Annotated in this window: 19 protein-coding genes; 9 read left to right on the top strand and 10 right to left on the bottom strand. The window is 67.4% G+C overall.

What is annotated here, in order from left to right; translation table 11 throughout:
- Positions 1–121 precede the first annotated feature (121 nt).
- Both dxs and ACFJGT_RS05105 read left to right on the top strand, forming a co-directional pair.
- Positions 122–2,032 (top strand): 1-deoxy-D-xylulose-5-phosphate synthase, encoded by a 1,911-nt coding sequence (dxs, locus tag ACFJGT_RS05110; protein WP_377846520.1) that lies wholly within the window; start codon positions 122–124, stop codon positions 2,030–2,032.
- A gap of 10 nt (positions 2,033–2,042) precedes the next feature.
- Positions 2,043–2,765 carry a TlyA family RNA methyltransferase gene (locus ACFJGT_RS05105; protein WP_377846517.1) on the top strand — a complete coding sequence of 241 codons (723 nt, stop codon included), beginning with the start codon at positions 2,043–2,045 and terminating at the stop codon, positions 2,763–2,765.
- A gap of 167 nt (positions 2,766–2,932) precedes the next feature.
- Here the strand turns inward: ACFJGT_RS05105 and ACFJGT_RS05100 are convergent, their stop codons facing one another.
- Positions 2,933–3,433 (bottom strand): hypothetical protein, encoded by a 501-nt coding sequence (locus ACFJGT_RS05100; RefSeq protein WP_377846514.1) that lies wholly within the window; start codon positions 3,431–3,433, stop codon positions 2,933–2,935.
- Positions 3,434–3,520: 87 nt separating this feature from the next.
- On the opposite strand from ACFJGT_RS05100, the gene ACFJGT_RS05095 reads away from it, so the two are divergent.
- Both ACFJGT_RS05095 and ACFJGT_RS05090 read left to right on the top strand, forming a co-directional pair.
- Positions 3,521–4,288, top strand: coding sequence for an SOS response-associated peptidase (locus ACFJGT_RS05095; RefSeq protein ID WP_377846512.1), 768 nt, complete (start codon positions 3,521–3,523; stop codon positions 4,286–4,288).
- A 53-nt stretch (positions 4,289–4,341) separates the two neighbouring features.
- The gene (locus ACFJGT_RS05090; RefSeq protein ID WP_377846510.1) at positions 4,342–5,937 is read left to right on the top strand and encodes a gamma-glutamyltransferase family protein; all 1,596 of its coding nucleotides are present in this window, start codon (positions 4,342–4,344) and stop codon (positions 5,935–5,937) included.
- Positions 5,938–6,044: 107 nt separating this feature from the next.
- Here the strand turns inward: ACFJGT_RS05090 and ACFJGT_RS05085 are convergent, their stop codons facing one another.
- The gene (locus ACFJGT_RS05085; RefSeq protein WP_377846508.1) at positions 6,045–7,454 is read right to left on the bottom strand and encodes an FAD-binding oxidoreductase; all 1,410 of its coding nucleotides are present in this window, start codon (positions 7,452–7,454) and stop codon (positions 6,045–6,047) included.
- A gap of 9 nt (positions 7,455–7,463) precedes the next feature.
- Positions 7,464–8,702 carry a class I SAM-dependent RNA methyltransferase gene (locus ACFJGT_RS05080; protein WP_377846506.1) on the bottom strand — a complete coding sequence of 413 codons (1,239 nt, stop codon included), beginning with the start codon at positions 8,700–8,702 and terminating at the stop codon, positions 7,464–7,466.
- Positions 8,703–8,843: 141 nt separating this feature from the next.
- Between ACFJGT_RS05080 and ACFJGT_RS05075 the strand changes: the two genes are divergently transcribed.
- Positions 8,844–9,890, top strand: a complete 1,047-nt coding sequence (locus tag ACFJGT_RS05075; RefSeq protein WP_377846504.1) for a cysteine synthase A — start codon at positions 8,844–8,846, stop codon at positions 9,888–9,890.
- A gap of 154 nt (positions 9,891–10,044) precedes the next feature.
- On the opposite strand, the gene ACFJGT_RS05070 is transcribed toward ACFJGT_RS05075, so the two are convergent.
- Positions 10,045–11,412, bottom strand: coding sequence for a dicarboxylate/amino acid:cation symporter (locus ACFJGT_RS05070; RefSeq protein ID WP_377846502.1), 1,368 nt, complete (start codon positions 11,410–11,412; stop codon positions 10,045–10,047).
- Positions 11,413–11,787: 375 nt separating this feature from the next.
- Between ACFJGT_RS05070 and ACFJGT_RS05065 the strand changes: the two genes are divergently transcribed.
- On the top strand, positions 11,788–12,846 hold the full coding sequence (locus tag ACFJGT_RS05065; RefSeq protein ID WP_377846500.1) for a magnesium and cobalt transport protein CorA: 1,059 nt from the start codon (positions 11,788–11,790) through the stop codon (positions 12,844–12,846).
- Here the strand turns inward: ACFJGT_RS05065 and ACFJGT_RS05060 are convergent, their stop codons facing one another.
- The 4 genes from ACFJGT_RS05060 to ACFJGT_RS05045 form a co-directional block, all read right to left on the bottom strand.
- Complete coding sequence (locus ACFJGT_RS05060; RefSeq protein ID WP_377846498.1) at positions 12,847–14,625, bottom strand: SLC13 family permease; 1,779 nt, start codon at positions 14,623–14,625, stop codon at positions 12,847–12,849. It lies immediately after the preceding gene.
- Positions 14,626–14,658: 33 nt separating this feature from the next.
- Positions 14,659–15,648, bottom strand: a complete 990-nt coding sequence (locus ACFJGT_RS05055; RefSeq protein WP_377846495.1) for a magnesium transporter CorA family protein — start codon at positions 15,646–15,648, stop codon at positions 14,659–14,661.
- Between the two features lie 102 nt (positions 15,649–15,750).
- Complete coding sequence (locus tag ACFJGT_RS05050; RefSeq protein ID WP_377846493.1) at positions 15,751–16,611, bottom strand: SDR family oxidoreductase; 861 nt, start codon at positions 16,609–16,611, stop codon at positions 15,751–15,753.
- Entirely contained in the window at positions 16,595–17,476 is an 882-nt protein-coding gene (locus ACFJGT_RS05045) for an SDR family NAD(P)-dependent oxidoreductase (protein ID WP_377846491.1), read from the bottom strand. Before ACFJGT_RS05045 ends, ACFJGT_RS05050 begins: the two co-directional genes overlap by 17 nt.
- Before the next feature lie 242 nt (positions 17,477–17,718).
- Between ACFJGT_RS05045 and ACFJGT_RS05040 the strand changes: the two genes are divergently transcribed.
- Positions 17,719–18,513, top strand: a complete 795-nt coding sequence (locus tag ACFJGT_RS05040) for a class I SAM-dependent methyltransferase (RefSeq protein WP_377846489.1) — start codon at positions 17,719–17,721, stop codon at positions 18,511–18,513.
- Positions 18,514–18,530: 17 nt separating this feature from the next.
- Here ACFJGT_RS05040 and ACFJGT_RS05035 read toward each other — a convergent pair whose 3' ends face one another.
- On the bottom strand, positions 18,531–20,306 hold the full coding sequence (locus ACFJGT_RS05035; RefSeq protein WP_377846487.1) for an acyl-CoA dehydrogenase: 1,776 nt from the start codon (positions 20,304–20,306) through the stop codon (positions 18,531–18,533).
- Positions 20,307–20,483: 177 nt separating this feature from the next.
- Here ACFJGT_RS05035 and ACFJGT_RS05030 point away from each other — a divergent pair, with 177 nt between their 5' ends.
- Positions 20,484–21,464 (top strand): L-threonylcarbamoyladenylate synthase, encoded by a 981-nt coding sequence (locus tag ACFJGT_RS05030; protein ID WP_377846485.1) that lies wholly within the window; start codon positions 20,484–20,486, stop codon positions 21,462–21,464.
- Between the two features lie 173 nt (positions 21,465–21,637).
- On the top strand, positions 21,638–22,537 hold the full coding sequence (locus ACFJGT_RS05025) for a LysR family transcriptional regulator (protein WP_377848926.1): 900 nt from the start codon (positions 21,638–21,640) through the stop codon (positions 22,535–22,537).
- Between the two features lie 185 nt (positions 22,538–22,722).
- On the opposite strand, the gene ACFJGT_RS05020 is transcribed toward ACFJGT_RS05025, so the two are convergent.
- Positions 22,723–23,955 carry an MFS transporter gene (locus tag ACFJGT_RS05020; RefSeq protein WP_377846483.1) on the bottom strand — a complete coding sequence of 411 codons (1,233 nt, stop codon included), beginning with the start codon at positions 23,953–23,955 and terminating at the stop codon, positions 22,723–22,725.
- Between the last annotated feature and the right edge of the window lie 82 nt (positions 23,956–24,037).

Genomic DNA, 24,037 nt, shown 5'->3' with positions numbered 1-24,037 from the left:
CACCCGTTTCGTGGCAAGATGGGCGCGCACCGTCCACTTGGTCGAAAACGCAACTGCGGTTTGCATGCGCGCCGCGCAGGCTCTATTTCGAGGGCATCCCAGCGAAGGATTAGACAGCCTCGTGCCCCGTCCCGCCACGCCGCTCCTCGACACGATCCACGACACCGCCGACCTGCGGGCCCTCGACGACGCCAAGCTGCGCCAGGTCGCCGATGAGCTCAGGCTCGAGACGGTCGACGCCGTCTCCGTGACCGGCGGGCATCTCGGCGCCGGGCTCGGCGTGGTCGAACTCACCGTCGCGCTGCACCATGTCTTCGACACGCCGCGCGACCGCCTGATCTGGGATGTCGGCCACCAGGCCTACCCGCACAAGATCCTGACCGGGCGGCGCGAGCGCATCCGCACGCTGCGCCAGCCGGGCGGCCTCTCCGGCTTCACCAAGCGCGCCGAGAGCCAATACGACCCGTTCGGCGCGGCGCATTCCTCGACCTCGATCTCGGCCGGGCTCGGCATGGCCGTCGGGCGCGATCTCAAGGGCGAGCGCAACAACGTCATCGCCGTGATCGGCGACGGCGCCATGTCGGCCGGCATGGCCTATGAGGCGATGAACAATGCCGGCGCGCTCGGCTCGCGCCTGATCGTCATCCTCAACGACAACGACATGTCGATCGCCCCGCCCGTCGGCGCGATGTCGGCTTATCTGGCGCGCCTCGTCTCGGGGCGGACCTATCGCTCGATCCGCGAGGTCGCCAAGCAGCTCGCCGAGAAGCTGCCGCGCTTCTTCCACGACAAGGCCAAGCGCACCGAAGAATATGCCCGCGGCTTCTGGACCGGCGGCACGATGTTCGAGGAGCTTGGCTTCTATTATGTCGGGCCGATCGACGGGCATAATCTCGACCATCTGCTGCCGGTGCTGCGCAATGTCCGCGATGCCGAAAGCGGCCCGATCCTCGTCCATGTCGTGACGCAAAAGGGCAAGGGCTACGCCCCGGCCGAGGCCAGCGCCGACAAATACCATGGCGTGGTCAAGTTCGACCCCGTCACCGGCCTGCAGGCCAAGGCGCCCGCGAATGCCCCGAGCTACACCAATGTCTTCGCCCAGGCCCTGATCAAGCAGGCGCGGGAGGACGACAAGGTCGTCGCCGTCACCGCCGCGATGCCGTCCGGCACCGGGCTCGATACCTTCGGCAAGGAATTCCCGGGCCGCACCTTCGATGTCGGCATCGCCGAGCAGCATGCGGTGACCTTCGCGGCCGGCCTCGCGACCGAGGGCTACAAGCCTTTTGTGGCGATCTACTCGACCTTCATGCAGCGCGCCTACGACCAGATCGTGCATGACGTGGCAATCCAGAAGCTGCCGGTGCGCTTCGCGCTCGACCGGGCCGGCCTCGTCGGCGCGGACGGCGCAACCCATGCCGGTTCCTTCGACATCGCCTATCTCGCCTGCCTGCCCGACATGGTGGTGATGGCCGCCGCCGACGAGGCGGAGCTCACCCATATGGTCGCGACCGCCACAGCCTATGACGAAGGGCCGATCGCGCTCCGTTATCCGCGTGGCGAAGGCGTCGGCGTCGAGATCCCCGACGTCGGCGTGCCCTTGGAGATCGGCAAGGGCCGTATCGTCCGCGAGGGCACGCGGATCGCGCTGCTCTCGCTCGGGACGCGCCTCGCCGAATGCCTCAAGGCCGCGGATTTGCTGGCGCAGCGCGGCCTGTCGACCACGGTCGCCGATGCCCGCTTCGCCAAGCCGCTCGACGAGGCGCTGATCCTGAAGCTCGCCGGCGAGCACGAGGTTCTGGTCACGGTCGAGGAAGGCTCGGTCGGCGGCTTCGGCAGCCATGTCCTGCACCTGCTGGCACAGAACGGGGCGCTCGATACCGGCCTGAAGGTCCGGAGCCTGACCCTGCCGGACGTCTTCCAGGACCATGACAAGCCGGACGCGATGTATGCCGCAGCCGGGCTCGACGCCGCCGGCATCGTCAAGGCCGTCGAGATCGCGCTGGGCACGCCCAGCGCGGTGAAGCTGGCCTGACCTCCCTGCCATGAAAAGCCGTGCCGACCAGTTGCTCGTCGAGCGCGGCTTCTTCGAGAGCCGGGCGCGGGCGCAGGCCGCGATCGCGGCGGGGCTCGTCAACGCCAACGGAACGGCCGTTCGCAAGGCTTCCGAAATGGTGGCTGACGACGCCGACATAACCGCGCAGGCGCCGCACCCTTATGTCTCGCGCGGCGGATTGAAGCTCGCCGGCGCGCTCGATGCCTTCGGCTTCGATCCGCAAGGGCTCGCCTGTCTCGATGTCGGCTCCTCGACCGGCGGCTTCACCGACCTGCTGCTGCAACGCGGCGCGCGCCATGTCGTCGCCGTCGATGTCGGGCGCGACCAGCTGCATCACTCGCTGCGCGCCGATCCGCGCGTCACCAGCTTCGAGGGGCAGGATATTCGCACGCTGGACGCCGAAGCGCTGCCCGAACGGCCCAGCCTCGCGGCGATCGATGTCAGCTTCATCTCGCTCAGGCTGGTGCTGCCGGCGGTCGCTTCCCTGCTCGCGCCGCATGCCGGGATCGCCGCGCTGATCAAGCCGCAATTCGAGGCCGGGCGCGCCGCGCTCAAGAAGGGCATCGTCCGCGACGAGGCTATCCAGCTTCAGGTCTGCGACGAGATCGTCGCGGCGCTGAAGACACTCGGCTTTGCGGTCGAGGGGCCGATCCCCTCCCCGATCGAGGGCGGCGACGGCAATCGCGAGTTTCTGGTCGGGGCGCGGCGCTAGCGCGTTCTCATTTTCCTCGGAAACACCGCGTCATCCCGGGCTCGCTCCGGGATCCATCGGAAAGCTCCGCACTCTAAGATGTATCCCGGATCGGCGCTGCTGCGCAGCTTGTCCGGGATGACGGCGTGGTTCCGCTGGAAACTGGATTGCTGAGACCTTGAGCCCGGTCAGCGCGCGAGCAGGGCGTCGATCTCGTCCTGCAAGGCCGCGTCCTCGAACACCCCGATATCGATCGTACCGTTCGCGTTGATGAACTGGGTGGCGCGGGCGATCTGCCGGCGCAGGGCCTCGCCGGCGACCTCGACGATCTCCGGCAGTTCCTGCAAGGGCGGCACTTCCGCGAGAAGCGCGGTGACCGTGCGCACGAGCCGTGTCATCGCATGACAGGCCTCGTCGAAGGCCCGGGCCCTGTTGGGGTTCAGGTCGTCATAGGCGGCGAGTGCCGAAGCGGCACAGCGCAGCGCCGATGCGGCGAAATGCTCGCGGTAGCCGACAGCCTCCCAGGCCTGGAGATCGGCGAGGATGGTCTCGTCCATCGCGACCATCTCGATCAGCATCAGGGCTTCGCTGTAGCGATTGAGAAAATCGGTCGACAGACGCGGATGGAGACCGGCATCGAGCCGTTCGGCCGCCGTTCCAGCCAGCATATCCGCCGCGATGACGCTCATCCGCTACCCCAAACCGGTGCGACTATGTTGGTGCAACCGCAAATAAAGTGTTGATTCCGAGCGCTCGTCTCGACGTAAACAGCGAGCATGTGCGGACGCTATGCGATCACCCTGCCTCCCGAGGCGATGCGCGAGACCTTCGGCTATCGCGAGCAGCCGAACTTCCCGCCGCGCTACAACATCGCGCCGACGCAGCCGGTGCCGGTCGTCAGGCCGCATGACGGCGCGCCGCAGTTCCTGCTGATGCGCTGGGGCTTCATCCCCGGCTGGGTTAAGGACCCCCAGGATTTCCCGCTCGTCATCAATATCCGCATGGAGAGCGCCGCCGAAAAGCCCTCCTTCCGCAACGCGCTGACGCGGCGGCGCTGCCTGCTGCCGGCCGACGCCTTCTACGAGTGGCGGCGCAGCGGCACCGGCAAGCAGGCCCAGAGCGAGGCCTTCCTGTTCCGCAAGCCGGATCGTAGCCTCTTCGCCTTCGCCGGGCTGTGGGAGACCTGGCATTCGCCTGACGGATCGGAGATCGACACGGTCGCGATGATGACGGGGCCGGCGAACGGCACGATGGCCCCGATCCATCACCGCAGCCCGATCATCCTCGATCCGCGCGACCACCACGCCTGGCTCGATCCGCAGGCCACGCCGGAGCAGACCGGGCGCCTGCTGAAGCCGCCGCCGGACGACCTGCTGGAGGCCGTCGCCATCGGCAACGCGGTCAACAAGGTCGCCAACGACGCGGCCGAGATCCAGTTGCCGCTGGCCGAGCTTCCGCTGGAGGAGGCTCCCGAGGAACCCAAGCGCCATGCGCGCAAAGCGACCCGGCCTCCCGCGGATGACGGGCAAGGCAGCCTGTTCTAGCGCCGGATTCGTGCTCTGATCGTCGCCAGAAGACGACGAGGAGGAGACTGACGATGCATGGCCGCCGCCCCACGATGACCTCTCGCCACGGCATGGTCGCCGCGGCCCATCCCTTGGCGGCACAGGCCGGCGCAAGGCTGCTGGCCCAGGGCGGCAACGCCTTCGATGCCGCAGCCGCCACGGCAGCCGCCCTGAATGTGGTCGAGCCCTTCATGTCGGGTCTTGCCGGCATGGGCCTGTCGACGATGTGGGTCGCGGCCGAGAAGCGGGTGCGCGTCCTCGATTTCGTGCCGCCGATCCCGGCGAGCTTCCCGGCCGACCGCTTCAGCAAGCGCACCGACCTGGAACGCGGCGCGCTCGCCGTCGCCTCGCCCGGCAATCTCGCCGGCTGGTGCGAACTGGTGAAGACCTATGGCCGCAAATCGCTGGCCGAGGTTTTCGCCCCGGCGATCGCGCTGGCGCGGGACGGGTTCGCGCTGGCGGAGTTCGGCGCGGCGGAGTTCGAGGAGAACGACCCGCTGCTGGAGAAGATCCCGGCCCTCTATCCGGCCTGGTCAAAGAACTATCAGCCCAATGGCGCGATGCATCTCGGCTCCGTGCTCGTCCAGTCGGACCTTGCGAAGACGCTGAGCGAGATCGCCGAGAAGGGGCCGGATCATTTCTATCGCGGCTCGCTCGGTGAAAAGGTCATAGCGCATCTGCAGGCGCTCGGCGGCTCGCTGACCATGGCCGACCTCGCGGCGGTGAAGACGGTCTGGCGCGAGCCGATGGCGGCGAGCTTCAAGGGGCTCTCCGTGCATGTGCCGCCGCCGCCCTGCGAGGGCTTCCAGTTCCTGCTGACGCTGCGCCTGCTCGACGGGATCGACCTTGCGTCCAAGCCGAGGGACGGGGCGGATCATCTCGACCTCGTCTATCGCGCGATCCGCCTCGCGGCCGGCGAGCGCATCGCCCATAACAACCCCTCGCCGGAGAAGCTCGCCGAGATCATGTCGGAGGCTTCGGTCGCGCGGCTGCGCCAACGCCTGACCGACGGCCAGCCGGTGACCGGGCCGACCGAGCAATGGGTGCCGCAGGACAAGGAAGACCCGGCGCACACGACCTCGCTCTCCGTCGCCGACAGCGAGGGCAACCTGATCTGCATCACGCAGAGCCTCGGCAGCCCCTTCGGCAGCGGCGTCGTCGTGCCCGGCACGGGGCTCTGCTTCAACAACTTCCTGTACTGGGCCGATGTCCAGCCGGGCAGCCCGAACCGCTCCAAGCCCGGCGACGAACTGCCGATGTGCATGTCGCCCTCGCTCTCGACCCGCGACGGCAAGCCGGTGCTCGCACTCGGGACGCCCGGCAGCTACGGCATCATGCAGACGCAGGCGCAGGCCATGGTCCAGCATCTCGTCTACAGCCTGCCCTTGCAGGAGGCGATCGAGGCGCCCCGCGCCCGCCTCTGGGACGGCCGCCTCGTCGAGATCGAGAACCGGATCACGCCGGAGACGATCGCCGAGCTGGTCAGGCGCGGGCACGAGGCGCGCGCCTTCGATGTCGGCTGGACGATGCGCTGCGGCGGCATGCAGGCAGTGGCGGTCGATCCGGCGACCGGGGTGTTTACGGGTGCCGCCGACCCACGCCGCGATGGGTATGTCGCGACGCCGTAAATGAAGGTCGTCATGCTCGGGCTTGACCCGAGCATCTCGGAAACCAGTGCCTTTTCGTCATGAGATTCTCGGGTCGAAGCTATGCTTCGCCCGAGAATGACGTTGCCCTACGCCTGAAGCACGGCGCCCGGGTTCAGGATGCCCTGCGGATCGAGCGTCTTCTTCAGCGTCCGCATCAGGTCGAGCTCGACCGGGTCCTTCACGCCCGGCAACAGGTCGCGCTTGAGGCGGCCGATGCCGTGCTCGGCCGAGATCGAGCCGTGGAGCTCGGCGACGATGGCGTGGACCGCCGCGTTCATCTCGCTCCAGCGCGCAAGGAAGCCGGCCTTGTCCGCGCCGACCGGCTGGCTGACGTTGAAATGGATGTTGCCGTCGCCGAGATGGCCGAAGGGCACCGGCCGGCAGCCCGGCACCATCGCCTCCACCGCAGCGATGGCGCGCGCCAGGAACTCGGGCGTCGCGTGGATCGGCACGGAGACGTCGTGCTTGATCGAGCCGCCCTCATAGGTCTGCACCTCCGAGAGCATCTCGCGCAGCTTCCAGAAATCCGCACGCTGCGTCAGCGAGCCCGCCAGCGCCGCATCGGTGACGATGCCCTTCTCCAGGGCCTCCCCAAGGAAGGTCTCGACATGCTCGTCGAGCCCCGAGGCCTGCTGGGCGGAGACCTCCATCAGCACATACCAGGGCGACGGCTCAGAGAGCGGATCGCGCGTGCCGGAGGCGTGACGCAGCACGAAGTCCATGCCGATGCGCGGCATCAGCTCGAAGGTGGTGAGCGTGCCGCCGGCACCGGCCTTGGCGGCGTTCAGCAGTTCGAGCGCGGCTGCCGGATCGGGCACGGCGAGGAAGGCGGTGGCGCGCGCGGCCGGCGCGGGGAAGAGCTTCAGCACGGCGGCGGTGATGATGCCGAGCGTGCCCTCGGCACCGATGAAGAGGTTCTTCAGGTCGTAGCCGGTGTTGTCCTTGCGGAGCTGGCGCAGGCCGTTCCAGATGCGCCCGTCCGGCAGCACGACCTCAAGGCCCATGCAAAGCTCCCTGGCATTGCCATAAGCCAGCACGGCGGTGCCGCCGGCATTGGTCGAGAGATTGCCGCCGATGGTGCAGGAGCCTTCGGAGGCCAGCGAGAGCGGGAAGAGCCGGCCCGCCGCCTCCGCCGCATCCTGCGCGCGCTTCAGGGTGACGCCGGCCTCGACGATCATCGTGTCGCCATCGGTGTCGACGGCGCGGACCTTGTCGAGCCGCTGCAGAGAAAGGATGATCTCACGGCCCTCGGAGATCGGAATCTGGCCGCCCACAAGGCCGGTATTGCCGCCCTGCGGCACCAGCACTGTGCCGGTCTCGGCCGCGAGCTTCACGAGCTCGGCGACCTCGGCGGCCGAGCCGGGCCGGACGATGCCCTGCGCCTTGCCGCGGAAGAGATCGCGCCATTCCTTGAGATAGGGCACCATCGCGTCGGCATCGGTGATGATGTTCTTCGCGCCGACGATACCGGCCATGCGATCGAGAATTGCGCTCATCCTGAAGCCCTAGCCCTTCCTGCCTCGCCGGAACACGCCGACGAGCTCGACATGAGCGGAATAGCGGAACTGGTCGACCGGCGTCACGGCCTCCAGCGCATAGCCGCCCGCAACGAGGGTCGCGGCGTCGCGCGCAAAGCTCGCCGCATCGCAGGAGACATAGATCACGTCCTTGACCTTGGAGGCCGCCAAGCGCTTGACCTGCGCCTCCGCGCCGGCCCGCGGCGGATCGAGCACGATCACGTCGAAGGCGTTGAGCTCATGCTCCAGAAGCGGGCGGCGGAAGAGATCGCGCGTCTCGGTCGCGATGGGTTTAAGGCCTTGCGTCGCGCCGGCACCCTTGGCCAGTGCCAGCATCGCCGCCTTGTCACTTTCGACGGCCAGCACCTGCATCTTCTCCGCGATGCGGAAGCTGAACGGGCCGCAGCCGGCGAAGAGATCGGCCGCGCGCTTGCCCTTGGGCAGCGCCGCCATGACGAGCCCGGCCAAAACCTCCTCGCCAACCGCCGTCGCCTGCAGGAAGCCGCCTGCAGCCGGCGCGACCAGCGCCTTGTCCATGCGCTGCAAGGGCGGGCGGCGCTCGACGACGATCTCGCCATGGTTGGAGAGTCGGGCGAGATCGAGCCGCTCGGCCAGCTGAGTCAGGGCGAGGCGGAGCTTGTCACCAAGCGGGCCATGGCCGCGGATATCGACATCGAGCCCGGCTTCCGAAGCCGTGACCTGGATATCGAGCGGCTTGTTGGCGCCGCCCATGCGGTTCGCCAGCATCAGAGCGACGGCCGGCGCGCGATCGAGCCCTGGCGCCAGCACGGGGCAGGCCTCGACCGAAATCAGGTCATGGCTGCGCGCCGCCATGAAGCCGACGATCATCGCCTCGCCCTCGCGGCGGGCATGGAAGATGACGCGGCGGCGCCCGGCACCATGGGCATCGACGAGATCGCCGACCGGCGCCGCGATGCCCGCGCGGCTCAGCGCAGTGACGACCTGCTGGCGCTTCCATTCGCGGTAGAGGCCGGGCGCCATGTGCTGCGCCGCGCAGCCGCCGCAGCGGGTGAAGAGCGGGCAGATCGCGGCGATGCGCGACTCGGAAGGCGCAATGATCTCGACGAGCTGGCCGCGCTCGCCATCGACCACGGCGCGCACGGTCTCGCCCGGCAGCGCATAGGGGATGAAGATGCTGCCGGAGGCGGCCTGCACGATGCCGTCGCCCTTCTGGCCGAGGCGATCAACGGTCAGGATTTCGTTCATAGCGAGCTTCGGAGAAGAAATTTCTCCGGCTTGCGGCTTGGCGACTGGCATTGTTCCGAACTCGGGGCGTGAAGCCCGCTGGCTGGTGACCTCGGTAAGGCTTTCGCCTATCAGGTCCGAGAGACATTGGGAAATCCTGCCATGACTATCCGCAACGGCGTCATCGAAGCCATCGGCAACACCCCGCTCATCAAGCTGGAGCGCGCCTCGGCGGAGACCGACTGCACCATCCTTGGCAAGGCCGAGTTCATGAATCCCGGCCAGTCGGTGAAGGACCGTGCCGCGCTCGCGATCATCCGCGATGCCGAGGCGAAGGGGCAGTTGAAGCCGGACGGCGTCATCGTCGAGGGTACGGCCGGCAATACCGGCATCGGCATCGCGCTCGTCGGCAACGCGCTGGGTTATCGCTCGGTGATCGTCATCCCGGAGACGCAGAGCCAGGAAAAGAAGGACATGCTGCGATTGGCCGGCGCGACGCTGGTCGAGGTGCCGGCCGCGCCCTATGCCAACCCGAACAACTACGTGAAGGTCTCGGGCCGCCTCGCCGAGGAGCTGGCGAAGACCGAGCCTAACGGCGCGATCTGGGCCAATCAGTTCGACAATGTCGCGAACCGGCAAGGCCATATCGACACGACCGGCCCGGAAATCTGGGAGCAGACGGCAGGCCAGGTCGACGGCTTCATCTGCGCGGTCGGCTCAGGGGGAACGCTGGCCGGCGTCGGCATGGCCTTGAAGGCGCGCAATCCCAAGGTGACCATCGGGCTCGCCGATCCGATGGGCGCGGCGCTCTATTCCTACTACACGGCGGGCGCGCTCAAGGCCGAGGGCTCCTCGATCACCGAGGGCATCGGCCAGGGCCGGATCACGGCCAATCTGGTCGATGCGCCGGTCGATATCGCCTTCCAGATCCCGGATGCGGAAGCGGTGCAGATCGTATTCGACCTGCTGGAACATGAGGGCCTGTGCCTCGGCGGCTCGTCCGGCATCAATGTCGCCGGCGCGATCCGGCTGGCAAAACAGATGGGGCCGGGCCACACCATCGTGACGGTGCTCTGCGACTACGGCACGCGCTACCAGTCGAAGCTGTTCAACCCGGAATTCCTGCGTTCGAAGAACCTGCCGGTGCCCGGCTGGCTGGAGCGCGACGGCTCGGCGCTGAAGCAGGTCGTCGCGAAGGTTATGGGCTGAGCTACGCTCGCTTTCCACGGAAACACGTCGTCATCCCGGGCTTGACCCGGGATCCATCCTAGAGCGCTGACGCCCTTCGATGGATCCCGGATCGGTGCTGCTGCGCAGCTTGTCCGGGATGACGCCGTGGTTACGCTGAGAAACAGCGGCTTCCTCAAGTCGCTTCAGCAACCCCGTCGATCGCCTCGATATCGCCGGCGCGGTCGTACTGCGCCTGATCGAGTATGCCCTGGCGCTTGGCGACGAGGGTCGGCACCAGCGCCTGGCCGGCGACGTTCACCGCCGTGCGGCCCATGTCGAGGATCGGGTCGATCGCCAGCAGCAGGCCGACGCCGGCGAGCGGCAGGCCGAGCGTCGAGAGCGTCAGCGTCAGCATCACCGTGGCGCCGGTGAGGCCGGCGGTCGCGGCCGAACCGATGACCGAGACGAAGGCGATCAGCACGTATTCCTGGATGCCGAGCGGCACGCCGTAGAACTGCGCGACGAAGATCGCGGAGATCGCCGGATAGATCGCGGCGCAGCCGTCCATCTTGGTGGTCGCGCCCAGCGGCACGGCGAAGGCGGCATATTCGCGGGGCACGCCGAGGCTCTTCTCGGTCACGGCCTCGGTCACCGGCAAGGTACCGATCGAGGAGCGCGAGACGAAGGCGAGCTGGATCGCCGGCCAGGCCCCCGCAAAGAAGCGCACCGGCGACAGCCCGTGCAGGATCAGCAGCGCGGGATAGACAAGGAGCAGCACGATCGCGAGGCCGAGATAGACGGCGAAGGCGTACCAGGAGAGCTGCTCCAGCGTCTGCCAGCCGTACTGCGCGACCGCGTTGCCGAGCAGGCCGATGGTGCCGATCGGCGTCAGACGGATCACCCACCACAGCACCTTGCGAACGATCGCCAGGAAGGACTCGTTCAGCGCGAGGAAGCTGTTGGCGCGCTCGCCGACCTTCAGCGCGGCGACGCCGACGACGATCGAGATCACCAGCAATTGCAGCACGTTGAAGCCGAGACGCGTGGTCGCACCGCTACCCTCGACGCGAGTCGTCGCCTGCAGGCCGAACATGTTGGCGGGGACAAGGCCCTTCAGAAAGTCGAGCCAGGAGCCGACCGAGCCGGGCGCCTTGGCGCTGGCGGCGGCGACGCCGGCATTGATGCCGGGCTGGATGATGAGACCGAGCGCGATGCCGATCAGCACGGCGATGAAGGCGGTGATCGCGAACCAGAGCAGCGTCTGCCAGACCAGCGCGGCGGCGTTCGAGAGTTGGCGGAGATTGCTGATCGAGGCGACGATGGCGGTGAAGATCAGGGGCGGCACCAGTGCCTGCAGGAGCTGCACGAAGATCGAGCCGGTGGTCGAGAGCGTGACGGTCAACCAGTTCGGCTGGCCCGGCGCGACCGGGCCCATGTTGCGGGCGATCCAGCCCAGGACGAGGCCGATCGCCATGGCCGCCAGGACCTGGAAGCCGAAGCTGGAATAGAACGGTTTCGAACCGGCGCCGGCTGAGCCGGTCCGGGGAATTGCGGTGGTCATGACAGGATCTCTTCTGGCTCGGCCCACGGCCGTAGATGAATGTTCCTATACACCTCCCGAACCGGCCGCTGCAAAAGCGGATATTTCTGTTTTTGATCTCAACGCGATAAAAATATTCTCCAGAACTCTCAAGTTCAGATGTCATCCCGGACGCAGCGAAGCGGAGATCCGGGATCCATGCCTGAACCTTCATCGGAAACGTTCCGGCATGGATCCCGGGTCTCCCTGCGGTCGCCCGGGATGACATCTCGATCGGTCAGCGGAGGTGGCGAGGCCACCGCAGCATCATCCCCCTTTGCCGGAAAAGTGTTTCCCCCGGAGATCGAACGGTTCTAGCCTGCACTTCGATGATCCAGCGATCGGCGAGGTGGTCGCATGTCAGTCTCTGAAGTCCCGCTCACGCCCTCCTCCGCGCGGGAAGCGGCGCGCGCCGCCGGTCCACTCGAACAGGACCACCCGCATCAGGACGGGGTCGTCGCGTCCGGCGTCTATGTCCATGGCGTGCGCGTCGCCGATATCCCTGTCACCGAGGCCGGCGAATGGGCGCGCAAGGACGACCATGTCGTCTGGATCGGCCTGTGCGAGCCGGAGCCCGCGCTGCTGCGCTGCGTGCAGCAGCAGTTCAACCTGCACCCGCTCGCGGTGGAGGACGCGACCAACGCGCATCAGCGACCGAAGCTCGAGCAATATGGCGACGCGCTCTTCGTCGTCGCCCGCACCGCCCAGTTGATCGACGGACGCATCGCCTTCGGCGAGACCCATATCTTCGTCGGCCGCGGCTATATCGTCAGCGTCCGGCACGGCGCCTCGACCTCGTACAAGTCGGTGCGGCAGCATTGGGAGACCTGCCCGACCTCGCTGGCGAAGGGCGAGGATTTCATCCTCTACGCGATCCTGGATTTCATCGTCGACAACTACATGCCGGTGCTCGAAGCGATCCATGACGAGGTCGAGGAGATCGAGGACAAGATCCTGGCCAAGCCGATGGGGCGCTCGGATATCGAACGGCTCTACATGCTCAGGCGCGACCTGCTACGCCTGCGCAATGCGGTGGCGCCCTTGGTCGATGTCTGCCAGCGCCTGATGAACGGCACCGTGCCGCAGGTCCGGCCGACGCTCGCCCCGATGTTCCGCGACGTGACCGACCATGTCCGCACCGTGCAGGAGAAGATCGACAGCCTGCGCGAGGTTCTGGCCTTCGCCTTCGAGGCGAGCCTGCTCGTCGGACAGAGCCAGGAAAGCCTGATCACCAAGCGCCTGGCCTCCTGGGCCGCCATCCTGGCCGTGCCGACGGCGCTGGCCGGCATCTACGGCATGAATTTCAAGAACATGCCGGAGCTGGAGATGCAGTACGGCTATTTCGCGGTCATAGGTGTGATCGTGACGGTCTGCTCGATCCTGTATTGGCGCTTCAAGCAGAACGGCTGGCTGTAACTATTTGAGCGGCCAGACCAGCAGGATCATCGGCACGGCGTGCAGGATGACCAGCAGGGAGAGCGGGGCGCCGAGCCGCGCATAATCGCTGAAGCGATAGCCGCCCGGCCCCATCACCAGCGTGTTGCACTGGTGGCCGATCGGCGTGAGGAAGTCGCAGGCCGCGCCGATCGCCACCGCCATCAAGAAGGCATCGGGATTGTAGCCGAGGTTTTTCGCGAAACCTGCGCCGATCGGCGCCATGACCAGCACCGTCGCGGCATTGTTGAGGAACGGCGTCACCGCCATCGCCGCCACCAGAATGAGCGCAACCGAGGCCCAGCCCGGCAATCCGCCGCCGATGATGGCGAGCCAGGAGGCGAAGAGATCGGTCGCGCCGGTCGTCCGCAGCGAATCGGAGACGGGGATCAGCGCCGCCAGCATCAGCAGGATCGGCGCGTCGATGCTGTGATAGGCCTCGCGCAGGGGCACGCAGCGGAAGGCGATCAGCAGCACCGCGGCGGCGAAGAAGACGAGCGGCACCGGGGCGAGCCCCGCCGCCAGTGCGATGATGGCAGCCAGCACGATCGTCACGGTCAACACGACGCGGCGTGTCGAGCCCAGCGGCACCAGCCGGTCGGCCAGCGGCAGCAGGCTGAGCTCGGAGAGCTTCTCCGGCAGCAGTTTCTCGTCGCCCTGGATGACGACGATATCGCCGGCCCGCAGGCGAATATCGCGCAGGCGCTGGCTGAAGCGCTCGCCGGAACGGCTGATGGCGATCATGTTGACGCCGAAGCGGCTGTGCAGCGCCATGTCGCCGGCCGATTGGCCGATCAGCGTCGAGTCCGGCCCAATGATCGCCTCGGCGATGCGATCGGGATCGAGCGCATCGTCCTTCTGGGTCGGGCGGTCCTTACCCGTGAGATCGAGCCCGCCTTCCGCGACGACCCGCTCCAGCACGGCAGCATCGCCGCGCAGCAGGAGGATATCGCCGGCCCTCAGGGAGGCGTCGGGTAGCGGAGCCTGCACCCGGCGCTCGTCGCGCAGGATCGAGACGATCTCGATGGATTGGCCGCCGATCGCCTTCAGCTCGGCCACAGTCTTGCCGGCGAGCGGCGATTTCTCGGCAACCTTCGCTTCCGTCAGGTAGTCCTTGATATCGATCGCCTGGTCCAGCGAGACCGCGCCGCGGCGATCGCGCGGCAACAGGCGGTAGCCGAGGCTGAGGAAGAGGCAGCCGGCAACGGCCACGACTATGCCGACCGGAGCGAAATCGAACATGCGGAATGGCTCGCCGCCGAGCTCCTGCCGGACGCGGGAGACGATGACGTTGGGCGAGGTGCCGACCAGCGTGACGATGCCGCCGAGCAGCGAGGCGAAAGCCATCGGCATCAGGAAGACCGAGGGCGATTTCCCGCTCTTGCGCGCGAGCTGGTAGGCGATCGGCAGCATCATCGCGAGCGCGCCGATATTCTTGATGATCGCCGACATCACCGCGACGACGAAGACGAGCAGGGGCACCTGCAACTGCGTCGAGGTGAGACCCGAGCCCAGCTTCGAGAACAGGCGCTCGATGATGCGGGAGCGCGCCACCGCCGAACTCAGCACCAGCGCACTGCCGACGATGATGACGATATCGTCGGAAAAGCCCTTGAAGGCCTCGGCCGCCGGCACCAGTCCGAGCGCGACAGCGGCAAGCAGCGCCAGCATCGCGACGATGTCGTAGCGCAAACGCCCCCACAGGAAGGCCGCCATCATACCGGCGACGAGAAGGACGGAGAGAATCTGCGGCTGGGTCATCCGGCCTTCAACGTATCGCGCACCGCTCTCGCCTCACAGCCACTTCTTCCAGCGGAAGAACAGGTAGGGCAGCACCGCGAACAGGATCATCAGACCGACCGCCAGCGGATAGCCCCACTGCCACTCCAACTCCGGCATAGTCTTGAAGTTCATGCCGTAGATCGAAGCGATCAGCGTCGGCGGCATCAATGCGACCGAGACGACGGAGAAGAGCTTGATGATCTTGTTCTGCTCGATCGAAACGAGGCCGAGCGTCGCGTCCAGCATGAACTGGAGCTTGTTGGAGAGGAAGGTGGCGTGCTCCTCGATGGCCTGCACGTCGCGCACGGCCGAGCGCCACTCGGCCGAGAAGCCGGTCTGCGCCTTCTTCGGCCTCATGTAGTTGGCGGACAGGAACAACAGTACCCGTTCGACCGACATCATGCTTTCGCGCACGTTCGAGATGATGTGTTCATGCTGGCCGATACGCTGGATCACGACCTGGTAGGCGCCGCCCTGCTCCACATCCTTCGCGCGGCCGGCGAAGATGCGGCGGGAGGCCATGTCGATCTTGTCGCCGACGCCGCGCAGCACTTCGGCCGCACGATCGACGATGGCCTCGATCAACCCATCCAGCACAGCTTCCGGCTGCTGGCCGCAGCCGCCCGGCTTGCTGGCGCGGTTGAGGAAGATGTTGAAGGCGCCCGGCTCGTCATAGCGCACCGTCACCAACGCCTTGTCGGTCAGGATGAAGGTGACATCCGCCAGCAGCGGGACGATGGTATCGGACTGGCAGATGATCCGCGCCGTCATGTAGCGCGCGCCGTTTTCGGTATAGATGATCTCGGACGGCTCGAGATCGTGCATCTCCTCGCGCGTCGGGATCGAGATGCCCAAATGCTTCTCGACCCGCTTGTCCTCTTCCGGCGTCGGATTGAGCAGGTCGATCCAGACGATATCGTCGGGAAAGTCGCCGTAGGCGTCGAGTTTACTGGGACGGAGCTTGTCGCGCGTGTCGGGGCATGAGCCGTGGATCATCAGCATGGGCGCGAATCTCGCTGCACGGTCAGGGCGGAAACCGGCAGGAACTCCGATCCGAGCCGCGTGTCAAACCGATGACGGCCCGGATCGAAGCGCTACGAGGCCTCAGACGCCGCCCTTCACGCCCTGCGGAGGCAGGCTGTCGGCCGGCACGAAGAAGTCCGGCATCAGCGGCACGGAAGCGTCGACGCGGTACGGGCTGAAATCGGTGACGCCCTCGCCGGCCATGAAGCTGTCGTCGATCAGGAAATTGCCGGAGAACTCGCGGGAGGGCTTCGAGAAGATCATATGCGCGGCGTCGGCGAGGATCTCGGGCGTGCGGCTCGCCTGCACCATCTTGTCGCCGCCGAGCAGGTTCTGGACGGCCGCGGTCGCGATGGTGGTGCGCGGCCAGAGTGCGTTCACCGCGATGCCCTGGCGCGCCAGCTCGCCGGCGAGGCCGAGAACGCACAGGCTCATGCCGTATTTCGCGATCGAATAGGCCAGATGCGGCGCGAACCACTGCGTCTTCATGTCGAGCGGCGGCGAGAGCATCAGGATATGCGGGTTCTCGGCCTTCGCCAGGTGCGGAATGGCGTATTTCGAGACCATGAAGGTGCCGCGCGTGTTGATCTGGTGCATCAGATCGAAGCGCTTCATGTCGGTCGTCTGCGTGTTGCTGAGCTGGATCGCGCTGGCATTGTTCACGACGATGTCGATGCCGCCGAAGGTCTCGGCCGTCTTGGCGATCGCCTCGGCGACGCTCTGCTCGTCGCGGACATCGACCATCAAGGGCAGGCATTTGCCGCCAGCGGCCTCGATTTCTGCGGCAGAGGTGTAGATCGTGCCGGGGAGCTTCGGATGCGGCTCGGCCGTCTTGGCGGCGATGGTGACATTGGCGCCGTCCCTTGCTGCCCGGAGCGCGATGGCGAGTCCTATGCCGCGCGAGCCGCCGGTGATGAAAAGCGTCTTACCCTTGAGCGACATCGCCGCCTCCCTGTTGGTTATCGATGACGTAGCGAGCCGGTTGCGAACCGTCCCGGTCGGTGAAGCCATAGGCACGCGCGAGATCGGCGACGTGGAGGACCTGACCGGCATGGCGCGAGACATCCGGATCGGCAGCAAGCGCCGCAACGGCCCGGCCGGCATAGAGCGGGGTCTCGGTGGTCTCAGCGCCGAGACCGGCGTCGCGGACGCGCTCGGTCAGGACATGGCCCGGCGACAGCCCCAGCGCCGTGACGCCGAAGGGCTTCAGCTCCTGCGCCATCGCGAAGCTCAGGCGGTTCATCGCCGCCTTAGCGAGGTCGTAGAAGACATCGCCGAGATAGCCTCCGGCCATGTCGAAGCTCAGCGTGACGATCAGCCCTGAGCGGGCCTGCACCATGGCCGGCGCCACTGCCCGCGCCAGCAGCAACTGGGCATAGACGCCGCTTTCGAAGCTCTCGCCCAATCGCGCAACCGGGCGACGCCAGAACGGCGTGCCGAAGCTTGAGCCATCGGGATAGCGCTCGCCGTCATAACCTTCATTGCCGCCCCAGACCGCGTCGACGACGCAGTCGAGCCGGCCGAAGCGACGCAGCGCCCAGGCGACGAGCCCATCGACATCGCGCTCGCTGGTGTGGTCGCAGCGATAGGGGTGGCCCTTGCCGCCGGCCGCCTCGACCTCGCGCGCCGTGTCCTCGAAGGTTTCAAGGCGCTGGTCGGTGCGCGGCCCGGCCTCGCTGGAGCGGCCGGTGACGATGACGGTCGCGCCGGCTTCGCCCAAGGCCTTGGCGATGCCGCGTCCCAGCCCACGCGAAGCGCCGGCGACGAGGCAGATGCGGCCGGAAAGAAACGGTTGCGTCGTCGTCATGCTGGCAGCCACAGCTTTGGTGGGTCAATCCACCCCGCCCCGCCAAGGTCATCCCGGACAAGCCGCGTCAGCGGCGCCGATCCGGGATCCATGCCTGAACCCTTGCCGGAAGCGCTCCGGCATGGATCCCGGGTCTGCGCTTCGCTTCGCCCGGGATGACCCGCGCGGTTGGAACGGAAATCGGCTAGCCACGCTCCATCCGCTGCTCTATAGCCCCGCTCCCCTCGCAATGGAGCAGCACCATGGACAGCACCGATGTCGCCGCCTGCTGGGAGGCCAATGCCGAGATCTGGACCCAGCATGCGCGGGCCGGCTACGACCTCTATCGCGATGCGCTGAACACGCCGGTCTTCCTGGCGAACCTGCCGGACATCACCGGACTGAGCGGCCTCGATATCGGCTGCGGCGAAGGCTCGAACACGCGCAAGCTCGCCGAGGCCGGCGGGCGCATGATTGGCGTCGATATCGCGCCGACCTTCATCCGCCATGCGCAGGAGATGGAAGCCGCCGCGCCGCTCGGCATCGACTACCGGTTCGGGGACGGCACCGCCCTGCCCTTCCCGGATGCGCAGTTCGACTTCGCCACGGCCTTCATGTCGCTGATGGACATGCCCGCTCAGGACAAGGCGCTGGCGGAAGCGGCGCGCGTGCTGAAGCGAGGGGGCTTCCTGCAGTTCTCGATCCTCCACCCCTGCTTTGCACCGCCCTATCGCAAGGTGCTGCGCGACGATGACGGCAACATCCGCGCGATCGAGGTCGGCCGCTATTTCGACGGCGTCGACGGCGAGATCGAGACCTGGCGCTTCGGCGCCGCCCCGGTCGCGATCAAGGCCAGCGTCGAGCCCTTCCGCGTGCCGCGGTTCCACCGCACGCTGAGCGAGTGGGTGGCGATGATCGTCGCGGCCGGGCTCACGATCGAGCACATGGCCGAGCCGCATGTCGACGCGGAGACGGCGAAGGCCGTGCCCTATCTCGCCGACACGCATATCGTCCCGTTGTTCCTGCACATACGCGCCCGCAAGGGCGCGGCGGCCTGAACAGGGCGCGGCTGGGCTCACGCGGCGAAGACCGCGGCCGCGTCGGCAATGGCGCCGGCGCCCTCCGTCACCGCGAGCTCCAGCGCCGGAGCCTCGGTCGCGATGCATTCGGCATAGAAGCGGGCGGTGACGAGATCGGCGGCGCCTTCCGCTTCGGAGCGCGTGGCGAGCGCCTTCTTCGCCAGTCCCGTGCCGCCCTGCGCCAGCGCGAAGAGCTTCAGGTAAGGGGTTGCGCCGGCCAGCGCATCGGCCTGGCTCGTACCGAGCGTCGCCAGCATCCATTCCGTCGCGCGCTCCAGCGCATCGACGGCGGCGCCCAACCGGGCCGCGGCATGGCCGAAGCCCGGGGTATTCGCACGCTCGACCTCGCCGACGATGCCGCGCATCTCCGTGATCAGCGCCTTGACCGCCTCGCCACTCGACAGCGGGAGCTTGCGGGTGACCAGATCGATCGCCTGAATGCCGTTGGTGCCCTCGTAGATCGCGGCGATGCGGGCATCGCGCAGATGCTGGGCGGCGCCGGTCTCCTCGACGAAGCCCATGCCGCCATGGACCTGCACGCCGGTCGAGGCGACGTCGATGCCGATATCCGTCGCATAGGCCTTGGCGATCGGGGTGAGGATCGCGGCGCGCTCGGAGGCGGCCTTGCGCCTGGTCTCGTCGGTCTCGCGATGCGAGCGGTCGAGCGCTTCCGCTACCTGATAGGAGATCGCGCGGGCGCCTTGGGTCTTGGCGCGCATGTCCATCAGCATGCGGCGCACGTCTGGATGGACAATGATCGGGCTCATCGGGGCGCCCTTGGGCGCATCGAGCGCAGCGCCCTGCTTGCGCTCATGGGCGAAGGCGAGCGCCTGCTGATAGGCGCGCTCGGCGATGGCGACGCCCTGCAAGGCGACGTTGAGGCGGGCGTTGTTCATCATCGTGAACATGCAGGCGAGGCCGCGATTCTCCTCGCCGATCAGCCAGCCGATCGCACCGCCATTGTCGCCGAAGGCCATCGAGCAGGTCGGCGAAGCGTGGATGCCGAGCTTATGCTCGATGCCGGAGCAACGCAGGTCGTTATGGGCGCCGAGCGAACCGTCGGCATTGACCATGAATTTCGGCACGAGGAAGAGCGAGATGCCGCGCGTGCCGGGAGGGGCATCGGGCAGGCGCGCCAGCACGAGATGGATGATGTTCTCGGTCAGGTCGTGCTCGCCATAGGTGATGAATATCTTCTGACCGGTGATGCGATAGGTGCCGTCGCCGACGCGCTCGGCCTTGCTGCGCAGCGCGTTGAGGTCCGAACCCGCCTGCGGCTCGGTCAGGTTCATCGTCCCCATCCATTCGCCGGAAACGAGCTTGGCGAGATAGGTCTCCTTGAGATGGTCGGAGCCATGGGCGTAGAGCGCCTCGATCGCGCCGACCGTCAGCAGCGGGCCGAGCGCGAAGGCGAAGGCGGCCGAGTTCCACATCTCGATACAGGCCGATTGCAGCAGCGTCGGCAGGCCCTGCCCGCCATAGGCCTCCGGCGCCGGCAGAGCGTTCCAGCCGGCCTCGGCCCAGGCCTTGTAGGCCTCTTTCCAGCCCGGCGGCGTGGTGACGGCGCCGTCCTTCAGCTTCGAGCCGGTGAGATCGCCGACACGGTTCAGCGGCGCGATCACGTCGGCGGCGAATTTCGCGGCCTCGTCGAGCACGGCTTCCGCCACACCGCCGTCGAGCTCGGGCGCCAGCCCCTCAGTGATCAGCCGGTCGAGGCCCGCGACGTGGCGCATGGTGGAGAGCATGTCCGAAACCGGGGCGCGATAGCTCATAATCGTCTCTCCCTGAGGCCGGCGCTTACCCTAGAAGGCAGCCGCAGCCTGCATTTACCGTTGCCGCGATGGTAGCGAGGAACTATCGCCTAAGCCACGCGCAAGCGAGCGCGACCTTCGTCCCGTGCCGCGCCTCACAGTTAGTTTATATATAAACCATCATCGGTCAATCGCGTCGTGAACAAGCCCCTTCCCGCATCCCGCCAGACGAAGCTCCTCGCCGCCGATGCCGCCGGCATTGCGGAGGCGGCAGCGCTGCTTCGCGCGGGCGGGCTCGTGGCGATGCCGACCGAGACGGTCTACGGGCTCGCGGCCGACGCGACCTCAGGCACGGCGGTTGCCGGCATCTATGCAGCCAAGGAGCGGCCGAGCTTCAACCCGCTGATCTCGCATCTGCCCGATCTCACGAGCGCGCGCCGGCAGGGCCTGTTCGACGCGAACGCGCTGGCGCTGGCGCAGGCCTTCTGGCCGGGTCCGCTGACGCTGGTCGTGCCGGCTTCGTCAGGATGCACCGTCAGCGATCTCGCGCGGGCAGGGCTGCCATCCGTGGCCTTGCGCGTGCCGGCCCACCCCGTCGCTCATGCCGTGCTGGAAGCGGCCGGGCGGCCGATCGCGGCACCCTCAGCCAACCGTTCCGGCCGGATCAGCGCCACCAGCGCCGCGCATGTGCTCGCCGACCTCGATGGGCGCATCGACGCCATCCTCGATGCCGGCCCGACCGAGGTCGGGGTCGAATCGACCATCGTCGCCTGCCTGGACGGCGCGCCGCGTCTGCTCCGACCCGGTGGCGTGCCGCGCGCGGCGATCGAGTATGTCATCGGCCGGCCGCTGGTCATCGCGGGCGATGCCGGCCACGCGCCGATCTCGCCGGGCATGCTCGCCTCGCATTATGCGCCTGCCGCGCGGGTCAGGCTCGATGCCGAAGCGCCCGAAGACGGCGAGGCCTGGCTCGGCTTCGGTCCCGAGGGTCGCGAGCACCCGGCCTCGCTCAATCTGAGCCCCAGCGGCGATCTGCGCGAGGCTGCCGCGCATCTCTTCGGCTATATGCGCCGTCTCGACGAGATGGGGCGGCGGACCATCGCGGTCGCCCGCATTCCCGAGCATGGGCTCGGCGAGGCGATCAATGACCGTCTTCGCCGCGCGGCGGCGCCGCGCTGAGGCCGAGGCGTCATTCTCGGGCGAAGCGAAGCGCAGACCCGAGAATCTCTTGAAAGCGAGGCGCAGGAGCCCTCCGTCCTGAGATGCTCGGGTCCAGCCCGAGCATGACGGCGATCCAAGCTTGCATCATTGCAAGATATCGGCTTGCGTGCCCGCAGGAGGATGCGGTGCCGATGAATGCCAAGCTCGCCTGGGACGATTTCCGGCTGATCAAGGCCATTGCCGATCATGACGGGTTGACCGGCGCGGCGGCGGCGCTCTCCGTCAATCATTCGACCGTGTTCCGGCGGCTCGGCCAGATCGAGGAGCTTGTCGGTCTACCGCTCTTCGAGCGGCGCAAGACCGGCTATGTCGCGACGGTGGCGGGGGCCGAGATGGCGGCACTGGCGAGCCGGATGGACGAGGATGTCACCGCCTTCGCCCGGCGCCTCGCCGGGCGCGACGTCGCGCCATCGGGCGAATTGCGGATCACCACCACCGACACGCTCTACCAAAACGTGCTGCTGCCGATCTTCGCGGCTTTCCGCCAGGCGCACCCGCTGATCCGGCTCGATGTCGTCATCGGCAACCAGGCGCTCAACCTGTCGAAGCGCGATGCCGATATCGCGATCCGTGCCAGCGACACGCCGGGCGAGACGCTGGTCGGCCGGCGCATCGCCACCATCGCCTGGGCGATCTATGGCCGCGCCGCGGACGGCATCACGCCCGAGGAGGAAGCGAGCCCCGCCCTGCTCTACCAGCGCGACTGGGTCGCGCTCGGCGACCAGCTCTCGCATGTGAAGGCGGCCCGCTTCGTGCGCGAGCATGTCGCGCCGGAGCGGATCGCGCTGAAGAGCTCCGCCGTGCTGGGGATCGCCGAGGCGGTGGCACAGGGTCTCGGCATCGGCCCGCTGCCCTGCTTCATCGCCGACCAGCGACCGGACCTGATCCGGCTTCTGCCGCCGAACCCGGATTTCGCGACGGGTCTGTGGGTGCTGACCCATCCCGATATCCGCCATGTGCCGCGCGTGCGCGCCTTCATGGATTTCTGCAGCAACGAGCTCGCGCGGCAGCGAGCCCTGTTCGAGGGGTAAGCCTCAACCGATCTCGACGACGCCGCGCTGGATGAAGGGCGCGCTCAAAGCCGGCGGCCCTATGCCCTGAGCGAGGCCGCAGGCGGCAATGACGCCGCCGTGTTTCATGACCGGTAGCAGGCCCGCATGAATGTACGAGCCGATGGCAGCGACGCCATCGGCCGTGCGAGAAAACCTCTTCCCCCTCAGGCGGGCTGCGCTTCCGGCCTCTGCACCGGCCGCTCGACGATCGGCAGGTTGATCAGGGCCGAGACCACCCCGAGCACGACCGAGAGCCACCAGACGAACTGGTAGTTGCCCATCGATTCGTAGAGCACGCCGCCGAGCCAGACCCCAAGAAACCCGCCGACCTGGTGCGAGAAGAAGGCGAAGCCGTAGAGCATCGCCATGTATTTGGTGCCGAACATCAGCATGACCAGCGAGGAGGTCGGCGGCACGGTCGAGAGCCAGAACAGGCCGATCACGATGCCGAAGGTGATTGCGGTGGTCGGGCTCGGCGGCAGCAGGATGAAGGCGGCGATCGCCACCGCCCGGCCGAGATAGATCCAGGCGAGGAGATGGCGCTTCGGCATGCGCGTCGAAAGCCAGCCCGAAGACAGCGACCCCACGGCGTTGGCGAGGCCGATCACGGCGAGCGTCCAGCCGCCGACCCAGGCCGGCAGGCCGGCATCCTTGAGATAGGCCGGCATATGCACGGTGATGAAGGCGAGCTGGAAGCCGCAGGTGAAGAAGCCGAGCACGAGCAGGACGTAGCTGCGATGCTTGAAGGCCTCGCCCAGCGCCTGCGCGATCGTCTGGTTCGGCAGATTGGCTGCGGCGGCACCTGCCGCAGCGCCGGTCTTGCGTGTCGCCATCACGATCGAGATCGGCAGGATCGGCAAAAGCGTGAACGCGAACACGACCAGCGCCTGCTGCCAGCCCAGCGTGTCGATCAGAATGTTGCCGATCGGCGGGAAGAGGAACTGGCCGAAGGAGCCGGCGGCCGTGCCGGCGCCGAAGGCCATCGGCCGCCACTGCTCCGGCAACAGCTTGCCGAAGGCGGCGAGCACGAGGTTGAACGAGCAGGCCGACAGCCCGAAGCCGATCAGCACGCCCGCGCCGAGATGAAGCTGCAGCGGCGTCGTGGCGTAAGCCATCATGACGAGGCCGGCGGCATAGAGGAGCGCGCCAACGCAGAGCACGCGCACTGTGCCGTAGCGGTCGGCGATCGCACCGGCGAAGGGCGCACCGAGGCCCCAGAGCAGGTTCTGGATCGCCAATGCCAGGCTGAACGTATCGCGTCCCCAGTTGAACTGGACGGTCATCGGAATCTGGAACAGGCCGGCACTGGCGCGCGGGCCGAAGGTGATCAGGGCGATCAGGCAGCCGGCGGCGACGATGATCTCCGGAGCGTAGCTGCGCGCTGGCGTGGACGTCATTGCTGTCTCCGAAGCGTCGAATGTGTGGCTACACGTTAGCGCCCTGCCCCTATGGCAACCAGCGCGATTTCGTGAAATCTCG

This window comes from Allobosea sp. UC22_33, from assembly GCF_042700715.1.
GTDB lineage: Bacteria > Pseudomonadota > Alphaproteobacteria > Rhizobiales > Beijerinckiaceae > Allobosea.
Note: the sequence above shows the minus strand (reverse complement) of the source record. Positions and strands in the feature narration are given on the sequence as shown.